16 protein-coding genes are annotated in these 11,511 nt (G+C 58.7%); 1 reads left to right on the top strand and 15 read right to left on the bottom strand.

Going from position 1 to position 11,511, the window contains the following annotated elements; all coding sequences use genetic code 11:
• Nucleotide 1: 1 nt before the first annotated feature.
• The gene (gene nuoK / locus ACR0JA_RS09540) at nt 2–307 is read right to left on the bottom strand and encodes an NADH-quinone oxidoreductase subunit NuoK (RefSeq protein WP_005984024.1); all 306 of its coding nucleotides are present in this window, start codon (nt 305–307) and stop codon (nt 2–4) included.
• 26 nt (nt 308–333) lie between these two features.
• Here nuoK and ACR0JA_RS09535 point away from each other — a divergent pair, with 26 nt between their 5' ends.
• Nucleotides 334–489: a hypothetical protein gene (locus ACR0JA_RS09535; protein WP_480573271.1), complete on the top strand. Its 156-nt coding sequence runs from the start codon at nt 334–336 to the stop codon at nt 487–489.
• A gap of 392 nt (nt 490–881) precedes the next feature.
• Here the strand turns inward: ACR0JA_RS09535 and ACR0JA_RS09530 are convergent, their stop codons facing one another.
• From ACR0JA_RS09530 to ACR0JA_RS09465, 14 genes are all read right to left on the bottom strand, one after another.
• Nucleotides 882–1,484: an NADH-quinone oxidoreductase subunit J gene (locus ACR0JA_RS09530; protein ID WP_480573269.1), complete on the bottom strand. Its 603-nt coding sequence runs from the start codon at nt 1,482–1,484 to the stop codon at nt 882–884.
• Nucleotides 1,481–1,891: a carboxymuconolactone decarboxylase family protein gene (locus ACR0JA_RS09525; RefSeq protein WP_480573267.1), complete on the bottom strand. Its 411-nt coding sequence runs from the start codon at nt 1,889–1,891 to the stop codon at nt 1,481–1,483. Before ACR0JA_RS09525 ends, ACR0JA_RS09530 begins: the two co-directional genes overlap by 4 nt.
• Nucleotides 1,888–2,382, bottom strand: a complete 495-nt coding sequence (gene nuoI / locus ACR0JA_RS09520) for an NADH-quinone oxidoreductase subunit NuoI (protein ID WP_039524264.1) — start codon at nt 2,380–2,382, stop codon at nt 1,888–1,890. The genes ACR0JA_RS09525 and nuoI overlap by 4 nt, the downstream gene beginning before the upstream one ends.
• Before the next feature lies 1 nt (nt 2,383).
• Nucleotides 2,384–3,421, bottom strand: coding sequence for an NADH-quinone oxidoreductase subunit NuoH (gene nuoH / locus ACR0JA_RS09515; protein ID WP_480573264.1), 1,038 nt, complete (start codon nt 3,419–3,421; stop codon nt 2,384–2,386).
• A 45-nt stretch (nt 3,422–3,466) separates the two neighbouring features.
• On the bottom strand, nt 3,467–5,488 hold the full coding sequence (nuoG, locus tag ACR0JA_RS09510) for an NADH-quinone oxidoreductase subunit NuoG (protein WP_480573261.1): 2,022 nt from the start codon (nt 5,486–5,488) through the stop codon (nt 3,467–3,469).
• A 7-nt stretch (nt 5,489–5,495) separates the two neighbouring features.
• A complete protein-coding gene (locus ACR0JA_RS09505; RefSeq protein ID WP_480573258.1) occupies nt 5,496–5,909 on the bottom strand; it encodes a DUF5333 family protein in 414 nt (137 codons plus the stop codon).
• A gap of 36 nt (nt 5,910–5,945) precedes the next feature.
• Entirely contained in the window at nt 5,946–6,350 is a 405-nt protein-coding gene (locus tag ACR0JA_RS09500) for a DUF5333 domain-containing protein (protein ID WP_480573255.1), read from the bottom strand.
• A 98-nt stretch (nt 6,351–6,448) separates the two neighbouring features.
• A complete protein-coding gene (locus tag ACR0JA_RS09495; RefSeq protein ID WP_480573253.1) occupies nt 6,449–6,790 on the bottom strand; it encodes a hypothetical protein in 342 nt (113 codons plus the stop codon).
• 73 nt (nt 6,791–6,863) lie between these two features.
• Complete coding sequence (locus tag ACR0JA_RS09490) at nt 6,864–7,280, bottom strand: MAPEG family protein (RefSeq protein WP_480573250.1); 417 nt, start codon at nt 7,278–7,280, stop codon at nt 6,864–6,866.
• A gap of 5 nt (nt 7,281–7,285) precedes the next feature.
• Nucleotides 7,286–8,584: an NADH-quinone oxidoreductase subunit NuoF gene (gene nuoF / locus ACR0JA_RS09485; protein ID WP_480573247.1), complete on the bottom strand. Its 1,299-nt coding sequence runs from the start codon at nt 8,582–8,584 to the stop codon at nt 7,286–7,288.
• Nucleotides 8,585–8,591: 7 nt separating this feature from the next.
• On the bottom strand, nt 8,592–8,819 hold the full coding sequence (locus tag ACR0JA_RS09480; RefSeq protein ID WP_480573244.1) for a DUF5337 domain-containing protein: 228 nt from the start codon (nt 8,817–8,819) through the stop codon (nt 8,592–8,594).
• Between the two features lie 27 nt (nt 8,820–8,846).
• A complete protein-coding gene (nuoE, locus tag ACR0JA_RS09475) occupies nt 8,847–9,953 on the bottom strand; it encodes an NADH-quinone oxidoreductase subunit NuoE (protein WP_480573241.1) in 1,107 nt (368 codons plus the stop codon).
• 199 nt (nt 9,954–10,152) lie between these two features.
• Nucleotides 10,153–11,376, bottom strand: a complete 1,224-nt coding sequence (locus tag ACR0JA_RS09470) for an NADH-quinone oxidoreductase subunit D (RefSeq protein WP_480573238.1) — start codon at nt 11,374–11,376, stop codon at nt 10,153–10,155.
• Nucleotides 11,376–11,510, bottom strand: a complete 135-nt coding sequence (locus ACR0JA_RS09465; protein WP_480573235.1) for a hypothetical protein — start codon at nt 11,508–11,510, stop codon at nt 11,376–11,378. Before ACR0JA_RS09465 ends, ACR0JA_RS09470 begins: the two co-directional genes overlap by 1 nt.
• Nucleotide 11,511: the final 1 nt, after the last annotated feature.

The following is an 11,511-nucleotide window of genomic DNA, read 5'->3' as shown; positions in this document are numbered from 1 at the left end:
CTTAGCCCTTCATCATATTGACGTCTTCAACCGCGATGGTGCCACGGTTGCGGAAGAAGCAGACCAGAATGGCCAGACCAATCGCCGCCTCGGCCGCCGCAACGGTCAGAACGAACAGCGTAAACACCTGCCCGACCAGATCGCCGAGAAAGCTGGAAAACGCCACAAGGTTGATATTCACCGCCAGCAGCATCAGTTCGATGCTCATCAGCAGGATGATGACGTTCTTGCGGTTCAGAAAGAGACCGAAGATGCCGATGACGAACAGCGTCGCCGCGACCGTAAGATAGTGTTCAAGTCCGATCATAGCTTCGCTCCTGGCGAGTCGGGGTAGTGTCTTTTGCAGCCGCAAAGAAGATCAAAGCGATCTCGCGGGCCGACTTTGTGGGTATTGGTGAGTTTGGTGGTAAATTCAAAGAATCGTTCTTTTGGATTGAATTCACGCGCACCGGTTTCCATCGCGATCGCGACCAACTCGTGAAGATCTGAACCTCCGGAGAGAGAAAATGGTGCGTTTTCGTCAACCAACGACGCATATTCAAACGATGGCCCACAACTAGATTCGCCAACTTGCGTACCTGGCCCCCGAAGGATCGTCACTTCCCGAGTGTTACAGTCACCGAGCATCACCTCATGAGGACGATCATTTACCTCCTGATAGAAGCGACCATCTCCCAATAGCTCAACGGGTCCCAGTGTCTGATAATCATATACGCCACCGTTTATCATACGGCACTGTGGGTCTACCGCTACAGGCCTACTCTGAGCTCTGATTTCAGATGCTGGCCGATCTTCGATTTCTATTGAACATGCCAGTACACTCGATGCTTCGAGCACTCCGAAGCAAGCCGCAAAAGCCAAAGATATGCACTCTCGGGTTCTCACAACCCTTGCCCCGGTTTCACGTCCTTCAACTCCATCGCCTTGGCCGGGTCGCGCATCAGCTGGCCGACGATGTCCTGACGCTTGATGTCCTTGCGGTGGCGCAATGTCAGCACAATGGCGCCGATCATGGCCACCAGCAGGATCAGGCCTGCCAGTTGGAACAGAAGGAAATATTGATCGTAAAGGATGATGCCCAGCGCCTCGGTGTTGTGGCGGTCGGTCGGGACCGGTTGCGCCAGATTGGCGGCGGCCCCCTGCGCGCTGTCCCATGCGCCGAAGGCCATGACGAACTGCATCAGGATGACCAGACCGATCAGCAGGGCCAGCGGCATATAGCGCGCCATCTCAGCCTTGAGCTCGGCAAAGTCCACGTCCAGCATCATCACCACGAACAGGAACAGAACCGCTACCGCGCCGACATAGACGATGATCAGCAGCATCGCCACGAACTCGGCCCCCAGCAGCACGAACAGCCCCGCCGAGGACAGGAAGGACAGGATCAGCCACAACACCGAGTGCACCGGCTGACGGCTGATCACCGTGAACAGCCCGCCGGTGATGGCGCTGATGGCAAACAGATAGAAGGCAAAGACGGTCATTGATCCTCATCCTCGTTTTCGCCCAGGACCTCTTGCGCCAGATCCAGCGCGCGGGTCATGGCCGGGATGCCGGCAAAGACCGACATCTGACCGATCGTTTCCACGATCTCTTGTTTCCTGGCCCCGGCTTCCAGCGCGTGGCGCACGGTCTGCCGCACCGCCGCATCCGCCTGAGCGCCCTGACAGGTCAGCCCGGCCAGCGTCAGCAGCAGGCGGGTCTTGGCATCCAACCCGTCCTTGTTGACGGTGTTGCCGAACATCATCTCCATGACCTCTTTGGGCATAGTCGGCCACAGCGCCTCGAACCCCTTGGGCGAGAAATTCTCCATCGCCGGGTTCATCGCCTTGGCCATGTCCTGAGCCTGCTTCATCATCAGCTCGAAGGGATTTGTTGGGCTGTCGCTCATCGGTACGGCGCGTCCATTTCCAGATTGCGGGCGATCTCGGCTTCCCAACGTTCGCCGTTGTCGAGCAGTTTTTCCTTGTCGTAGAACAGTTCTTCCCGGGTTTCGGTGGCGAATTCGAAGTTCGGGCCTTCGACGATGGCATCGACCGGGCAGGCCTCTTGGCAGAAACCGCAATAGATGCATTTGGTCATGTCAATGTCATAGCGCGTGGTGCGGCGGCTGCCGTCCTCACGCGGTTCAGCGTCGATGGTGATGGCTTGGGCCGGGCAGATCGCCTCACAGAGTTTGCAGGCGATGCAGCGCTCCTCGCCATTAGGATAGCGACGCAGGGCGTGCTCCCCTCGGAACCGTGGGGACAGAGGGCCTTTTTCGTGCGGGTAGTTCACTGTGGCCTTGGGGGCGAAGAAGTATTTCAGCCCCAGCTTCATACCGACCCAAAAGTCCTGCAGAAGGAAGTATTTGGCGGCGCGGGTGTAGTCGATTTGGGTCATATCAGCCTCCTACACCCCAACGGGCGAATGCGCCCCAGAACCAGTCGAATTTCGCCGCGAAGGCCACAAAGACCACCCAGACCAGCGAGAACGGCAGGAAAACTTTCCAGCCCAGACGCATCAGCTGGTCATAGCGGTAGCGGGGCGTGATCGCCTTGACCATCGCGAAGAGGAAGAAGAAGAACGCCATCTTGGCGACCATCCACAGCACGCCGTCCGGCAGGCCGGGGATCGGCGACAGCCAGCCGCCAAAAAACAGCAGCGTGGTCAGGGCGCACATCAGGAAGATGGCGATATATTCACCGGCCATGAACAGCAGGAAGGGTGTGGCCGAATATTCGACCTGATAACCGGCGACCAGTTCCGATTCCGCTTCGGGCAGATCGAAGGGCGGTCGGTTGGTCTCGGCCAGCGCCGAGATGAAGAACAGGAAGACCATCGGGAGGTGCGGCAGCCAGTACCAGCTGAAGAACCCGAAACGCCCATCCTGCGCATGGACGATGTCGCCAAAGTTCATCGAGCCGGTCGAGATGATGATGCCGATGATGATCAGGCCGATCGAGACTTCGTAGGAAATCATCTGCGCGGCAGAGCGCAGCGATCCAAGGAACGGGTACTTTGAGTTCGACGCCCAACCGCCCATGATCACGCCATAAACTTCCAACGAGGATACGGCGAAGACGTACAGGATCGCGACGTTGATATCCGACAATACCCAGCCATCGTTGAACGGGATCACAGCCCAGGCGATCATCGCCAATACGAATGAGGTCAGCGGAGCAAGTATGAACACCGTGCGGTCGGCCCCGGCGGGAATGACCACCTCTTTGACCACATATTTCAGAGCGTCAGCCACAGATTGCAGCAGGCCATAAACGCCGACAACGTTTGGTCCGCGACGCATCTGAACCGCCGCCCAGATCTTGCGGTCGCCATAGACGAGGAATAGCAGTGAGATCATCACAAAGGCCACAACCGCAAGCACCTGGGCCAGAATGATCAGGGCTATGCCGCCCGGGGTGTTAAAGAAATCAGCCATTGGTCCTCACACCGTGGGTCGTCGGGGATATGTCAGCGGTTCGGATCATTCTGCGGCAATCCTGTCGGTTTTCAGGGCCTTCGCCTGCGCTGAAAGCTCGGCCATCAGTTGCGAGGCACGGGCAATCGGGTTGGTCAGGTAGAAATCCTTTACCGCGTTGCGGAACGTCGCCTGGCCCAGCGCGCCTGCCGCAAGCGGTTGCACCTCGTTCTCGGTCACTTCGTCAATACGGGCCAGATGCGGCACCGCCTCGACAAGCGCAGTGCGCAATTGGGCCAGCGAGTCGTACGGCAGGGTCGCGCCCAATTCCGCCGAAAGCGCCCGAAGGATAGCCCAGTTTTCCTTGGCCTCACCCGGAGCAAAACCTGCACGCATGGCCAGTTGTGGGCGGCCTTCGGTGTTGACGAACAGACCATTTTCCTCGGTATAGGCCGCGCCTGGCAGGATCACGTCGGCACGGTGTGCGCCCCGGTCGCCATGGCTGCCCTGATAGATGACAAATGCGCCCTCGCCGATTTCAACCTCATCGGCGCCGAGGTTGTAGATCACGTCCGCCGCGTTGATCGCGTCCATGCCACCCTCGTTGGTGGCATCCACATCCATCGCACCCACGCGCGACGCCGCCGTGTGCAGAACAATCAGCCCGCTTTCGGTGTTGGCGGCAACGGTTTGCGCTGCTGCGAGGACGGCGGCACCATCCGCCTCTTGCAAAGCTCCCTGCCCGACGATGACCAGCGACGCCTTGCCCTTGATTTCGTCATCGCCGCCCATGTCGACGACCTTTTGCAACGCGGCCCGGTCGTCACCCACGTGATGATAGTCGAACGTCAGATCGACGGCAGGCCCAACCAAAGCAACCTCGGCCCCGTGCGCCCACGCCCTGCGGAGACGGGCGTTCAATACCGGAGCTTCGTCGCGCGGGTTGGTACCGATCAGCAGGATACGCTCTGCCGTGTCGATATCTTCAATCGCGGCTGTGCCGGCATAGGCCCCGCGGTTGCCCGCTGGCAGCTTGGCCCCATCGGTGCGGCATTCGACGACACCGCCCTGCCCCTCGATCATCTGTTTCAGTGCAAACGCAGTTTCGACCGGGGCAAGATCACCGACGATCCCGGCCGGTTTCTCAGCGCCTTTCAGCGCCTCAGCGACCTTGCCCAGCGCTTCGGGCCACGTTGCCGGGCGCAGCTTGCCATTTTTGCGCACATAAGGCCGGTCGAGACGCTGGCGGCGCAGACCGTCCCAGACGAACCGGGTCTTGTCGCTGATCCACTCTTCATTCACGCCGTCATGATTGCGCGGCAGGAAGCGCATCACCTCACGCCCCTTGGTATCCACACGGATGTTTGATCCCAAGGCGTCCATCACATCGATGCTTTCGGTCTTGGTCAGTTCCCAAGGCCGTGCGGTAAAGGCATAGGGTTTCGACGTCAGCGCCCCAACCGGGCACAGATCGATGATATTGCCCTGCAGGTTCGATTGCAGCGTTTCGTTCAGATACGAGGTGATCTCGGCATCTTCACCACGGCCCGTTTGACCCATCTGAGTGATCCCGGCAACCTCGGTGGTAAAGCGCACGCAGCGGGTACAGCTTATGCAACGGGTCATTGCCGTGCCAACCAGCGGCCCCAGATCCAGATCGTCGACTGCGCGCTTGGCTTCCTTGAAGCGTGAGCCCGAAACGCCATAGGCCATCGCCTGATCCTGCAAATCACACTCGCCGCCCTGATCGCAGATCGGACAGTCCAGCGGATGGTTGATCAGCAGGAATTCCATCACTCCTTCGCGGGCCTTCTTGACCATGGGCGAGTTGGTTTTGACCTGCGGCGCCTGGCCTTCCGGTCCCGGGCGCAGATCGCGGACCTGCATCGCACAGGACGCTGCGGGTTTCGGCGGACCGCCCACAACCTCGACCAGGCACATCCGGCAGTTCCCGGCAATCGACAAACGCTCGTGATAGCAAAAGCGCGGCACTTCGACCCCGGCCTCTTCGCAGGCTTGGATCAGGGTCATTGCACCGTCGACTTCGATTTCCTGCCCGTCGATATTGATCTTGCGGAGGTCAGACATGGTCACCTTAGCCTTTCAGCAATGCACCGATCCGGGTGCCGTTGGCTATCTCACGTTGGCCAGCCGCACAGAATGTACTGGGCTGGTTCACGACGATGTCGTTTTGCTGGATGTATTTCATGAAATCATCCTGCACTCGGTTGTACGGTAAATTGTCGGACAAGTGGCGAATATCGCTATCGATATAACCTTTTGCCTTCAGATCGCTGTCGAGCGCCTGCATCCGAGCGTTCGCCGCCGATCTGTTGAAATTGATCGACCGGCACTTCTCCGCAATACCTTCTGCCAATGCCGCCGACATGGCGAAGTCGTACAGTTCCGGTGGAAGCTCTTTCCTGAACTCGGCGCGCGATACGGCAGACTCATCGCTGGCTTCCGTTGTTGTCTCGCACGCCGAAAGCGCAAGCAGACCTGCGATCATAATTGCGCCAGAAGTAAGAGTTCTAAAACCCATCCGTCAATTCGCCCTCAAATACACGCCAATGGCGCTGTTTCTTTGGATCTCTTTCTGTCCCAACGCGCAGAACGAAGCTGGTTTCTTGTACGAAACACCGTTTTGCGCCAGATAGGCCTCGCCCTTGGCGCGCATCCGGTCCTTTTCAGCGTCCGATTCCACGTAGGCGCGGATTTCCTTGTCCGAATATCCAAGATCGTTGGCTTTGGACCTCAGCCCCCACATCACGCTTATCGCCTTCAACCGCCGCCCGCTGATCGAGGGGCAGTATTCCGATATCTCGTTTGCAATGGCGATATAGTAGAGTTCATTGTCGATCTCTTTGACATCGCGCAAAGGTGGCTTGGCCTCAGCAATCGCAGGAACAGACACAGCGCCAACCAACATGAGCGTTTTCACAATAGACATTGTTTTTCCTTTCGTTCTGGTCTTGCCAGAACGAAGGCCGGATGGCGTGCTATGCAATAACACGCGCCCGAACACTCCGGTATTTCGGCGCTGAAAAATCATGGTCGCTGGCACCTTCCAGCAAATGTCAGCTTGTCATTCTCGATCCGCAAAGTCTGCGGCTCGGAATCAGGTCCGACTTTCCAATCGATCCGCGACGACCCGAAATTCTGAACACAGAACCGAGTCCCCTCGTACCGCCCCGCCTCGCGCGCGCCATCCAGAGACGCCGAAACCCCGTTGACTGTAACTGTAAAATCCGCGGGCGACTTCTTTTTGTCGACCGAACGCGCATTCGCCCGAAAGTACTTTCCGTCAAACAGTATGCGGTCGCTCGAAGACCTGACGGCGCAGGCCGACACAGTGATCAGCAGCAGAATTGTAAGCAGAACTCTTGTCATACGTCAGTTGTTTCCATGCAGTTTCCCGCGCCAGCGCGCGGAACAGGATTTCGTCGTGTCGTCAGGGCCGACATCAGAAGGCCGCGATCAGGGCCATGAGCCCGAGAATGAACATGCAGACCCAGGCGACCACATAGAACATTGACCGCGGGCCGCTGTGTGGACTGCCAACACCGCGCAGGTGAATCACCAGCATTATGACCCGAGAAACAAGCGCCACCGAGGCAAACAGGTTGACCCAAAACGGTCCTACCCCCAACAGGATTGCAGCGATTGTGACAGTCAGAAAAGCCGGCAGCGTCTCGGTCCCGTTCAGATAGGCCCGGTTCAGGCGATAGGCCCGGTCCGAATAATCCTGATCGGGCGTCGCGCCCGGTGCCAGACCCTTGCCCGCTTTGGCCAATGCCGAAAACGGCGACATGAACAGAACAATCAGCGTGAAGATCACCAAAGACGCGATTGCGTGTGAATAGTCTGCATATGCTTCCATTTCGTCTACTCCGCTGCCATCGCACCCATACGGCCCGATTTCTGAGCCTTGATGCGGTCTTCGATCTCTTCCCGGAAGTTGCGGATCAGGCCCTGGATCGGCCAGGCCGCCGCATCGCCCAGGGCGCAGATCGTATGGCCTTCGACCTGCTTGGTCACGTCGAACAGCATGTCGATCTCTTCCAGCTCGGCCTCACCGCGCACCAAACGATCCATAACGCGCATCATCCAGCCGGTGCCCTCGCGGCAGGGCGTACACTGTCCACAGCTCTCGTGTTTATAGAATTTCGACAGACGCCAGATCGCCTTGATGATGTCGGTGGACTTGTCCATCACGATCACCGCCGCCGTACCAAGGCCCGAGCCCAGATCGTTGCGCAGGTGGTCAAAATCCATAATCGCATCGCGCATGTTCTCGCCGCGCACACAAGGAACCGATGAGCCGCCGGGGATTACCGCAAGCAAGTTGTCCCAGCCGCCGCGAATACCGCCGCAATGGGTTTCGATCAGCTGCTCAAAGGGGATCGACATCGCCTCTTCAACGACGCAGGGGTTGTTCACGTGGCCCGAGATTGCGAACAGCTTGGTGCCCGCGTTGTTCTGACGGCCAAAGCCCGCGAACCAGTCGGCCCCGCGCCGCAGGATGGTCGGCACCACTGCAATGGATTCCACGTTGTTGACGGTGGTCGGGCAGCCATAGAGCCCCGCACCCGCCGGGAACGGAGGTTTCATCCGCGGCATGCCCTTCTTGCCCTCAAGGCTTTCCAGCAGCGCCGTTTCTTCACCGCAGATATAGGCCCCGGCACCGTGATGCAGGAACAAATCGAAATCCCAGCCCGAGCCTGCGGCGTTCTTGCCCAACAGCCCGGCGTCGTAAGCCTCGTCAATCGCGGCCTGCAAGGCCTCGCGTTCGCGAATATACTCGCCGCGCAGGTAGATGTAGCAGGTATGGGCATTCATCGCGAAAGACGCGATCAGGCATCCTTCGATCAGCGTGTGCGGATCATGGCGCATGATCTCGCGGTCCTTGCAGGTGCCGGGCTCGGATTCGTCTGCGTTCACAACCAGATAAGCCGGACGACCGTCGCTTTCCTTGGGCATGAACGACCATTTCAATCCGGTCGGAAAACCCGCACCTCCGCGCCCGCGCAGACCTGAGTCTTTCATCGTCTGGATGATCCAGTCACGCCCGTTCTTGATCAGGCCAGCCGTGCCGTCCCAATGCCCTCGGGCCTGGGCACCGCGCAACGTGCGCTCGTGCATCCCGTAGATGTTGGTAAAGATCCGGTCCTGATCCTTCAGCATCGTTCGCTTACCCTTGGCTATCCTGGCGCATGCGCCAGAGTTGATAAATGTTCACGCCCGCGTAGATGAACCCCGCCAAAGCAGCGAAATCAAACAGCAGCGCATAACGCCCCGGCAACCCGATCGCAGGGCCGATGAACAGCGACATGCCCAGCCAAACGACCATGGTCACAGCGATGACCACCCCGATATGTCTGCCCTTGCGGGCTATGGCTTGTTCTGTGTCTCTGTCCATCTCACTCTGATGCCGCTGGGGGCATGCTTAGTCCTTGTCCTTGCCGACTTTTCTGGCGCGTTTGGAGAATTCGGTTTCCTCACCCGCAGCCAGCTTGGCCGCCTGTTCGATCCAGCCGTCGCGCTCGATCCGGCCCTTGAATTTCAGCCGCGCATCGACCCAGGCTATCTGCAGCGGGGTCCAGGCAGCAATCTGATCGAAGTGATAGAACCCCAGCTCATTCAGCGTCTGTTCCAGTTTGGGCCCGACGCCCTTTAGCAGTTTCAGATCATCCGGCTTGCCATCCCGCGCACCTTCCAAAATCTCTGGCGCGTCTTCTGCGGGTTGTTCCTTTTTCGCCTCCTCGGCCTGTTTGACAGCCGGTTTAGGTGGTTCAGGCGCTTTGGGAGGTTTGGCTGCCGCGCTCGCACCGGCCTGCTTTCCGTCCTTGCCCAACCAAGGGGTCAGAATCGGCACCTCGGTCCCATCGATCCGCTTGACAGTATCGCCCAGATCAGTCGCCAACGCGACACTGGCATTGTATTGCGGTTTCCCCGCATCATACTCGGTCAGGCTGGACAATCCGCTCAGCGGCTCGGCTGCGTAACGTCCATTCTGGGGGCCGGGCACCGGCACCTTACCCGCGATCAGATCATCGAGGATTTTACCGAAGCTTTCGGTGGTCAGGTCCTCGTAATAGTCCTTGCCGATCTGCGCCATCGGCGCATTCGCGCAGGAACCCAGGCATTCGACCTCTTCCCAGCTCAGTTTGCCATCGGCGGATAGCTCATGCGGCCTGGCCGCGATCTTTTCCTTGCAAACCGCAATCAGATCCTCGGCCCCGCAAATCATGCAGGAGGTCGTGCCGCAGACCTGAATATGCGCCACCGAGCCAACCGGTTGCAGTTGGAACATGAAGTAGAACGAGGCCACCTCAAGCACGCGGATATAGGCCATGCCCAGCATATCGGCGACAGATTCAATCGCCGGACGGGTCAGCCATCCCTCCTGCTCTTGCGCACGCCAAAGCAGAGGGATCACCGCACTGGCCTGACGACCCTCGGGGTACTTGGTAACCTGCGCTTCGGCCCATTGCTGGTTTGCAGCGGTGAAGGCAAAGCTTTCGGGTTGTTCGGGGTGAAGACGGCGGAGCATTAATTGATCTCCTCCAATTCGGCAAAAGACAAAACGTTATCTTGCTGCGAGCCAATTTTCGTTAGTCGAGCGCCGTGGGCAATCTTGGCAAAGCGCCGAAAATCCTCGAGAGACTCGAGCTCTAACACAACTCGATAGCCGCCCTGGTATCTTTTAGGCTCGTATTCCTCACCGGTTTTTTTGTGCCGATACCTTATTTTCACCGATCAATCTCCCCAAACACCACGTCCATAGTGCCGATAATGGCAGCAACGTCGGCCAGTTGGTGCCCCCCGGCGATATGATCCATCGCCTGCAAGTGCAGGAAGCCCGGTGCCCGCAGTTTGGCCCTGTAAGGCTTGTTGCTTCCGTCGGCGACCAGATAGACGCCGAACTCGCCCTTGGGGGCCTCGACAGCAGCGTAAACTTCGCCTGCGGGGACGTGGAAGCCTTCGGTATATAGCTTGAAGTGATGGATCAGGCTTTCCATCGAGGTTTTCATGTCCGAGCGTTTCGGCGGGGTGATCTTTCCGCGTGCCAGAACATCTCCGGGACAGTCGCGTATTTTGGCGATGGCTTGCTGGATGATCAGCAGCGACTGGCGCATCTCTTCCATGCGCACCAGATAGCGATCATAGCAGTCGCCGTTCTTGCCTACGGGGATCTGAAACTCGAACTCGTCATAGCATTCATAGGGCTGAGCACGACGCAGGTCCCATGCCAGACCTGACCCGCGCACCATCACGCCCGAGAAGCCGTATTTCTGAATGTCATCCTCGGTCACGACACCGATATCGGCGTTGCGCTGTTTGAAGATGCGGTTTTCGGTCAGCAGCCCGTCAATATCGTCCAGAACGGCGGGGAATTCGTGGCTCCATGTCTCGATATCGTCCAGCAGTTCTGGCGGCAGGTCCTGGTGGACGCCACCGGGGCGGAAATAGGCGGCGTGCAGGCGGGCACCGCAGGCGCGCTCATAGAACACCATCAGCTTTTCGCGTTCCTCGAACCCCCACAGAGGCGGCGTCAGCGCGCCGACATCCATCGCCTGAGTGGTCACGTTCAGCAAGTGGTTCAGGACACGTCCGATCTCGGAATACAGAACCCGGATCAGAGAGCCTCGGCGCGGCACCTCGACGCCCGTCAGCTTTTCGATCGCCAGACACCAGGCATGTTCCTGGTTCATTGGCGCCACGTAATCCAGACGGTCGAAATACGGCAGGTTCTGCAGATACGTCCGGCTTTCCATCAGTTTTTCGGTGCCACGGTGCAGCAGGCCGATATGCGGATCACAACGTTCGACAATCTCGCCGTCCAGCTCAAGGACAAGACGCAAAACGCCATGCGCAGCAGGGTGTTGCGGGCCGAAGTTGATGTTGAAGTTGCGGATCTTCTGTTCGCCGCTCAGGGCATCGGTGCTGCCGTCATCATATCTTGAGCCGTCCATTACCGCTGTCCTCGCTTCTTCTTGGCATCAACTCTGACGCGGACTTTCTCAGCCTCAGCTGCCTTGGCCGCAGCCCCGGCCAGCAGGACACCCAATGCCCCCAATGCGATCAGTTCCCCCAGCAGCATCAGCATC

This window comes from Ruegeria sp. AM4 (assembly GCF_056540665.1).
This window is presented reverse-complemented; position numbering and strand designations above follow the sequence as displayed.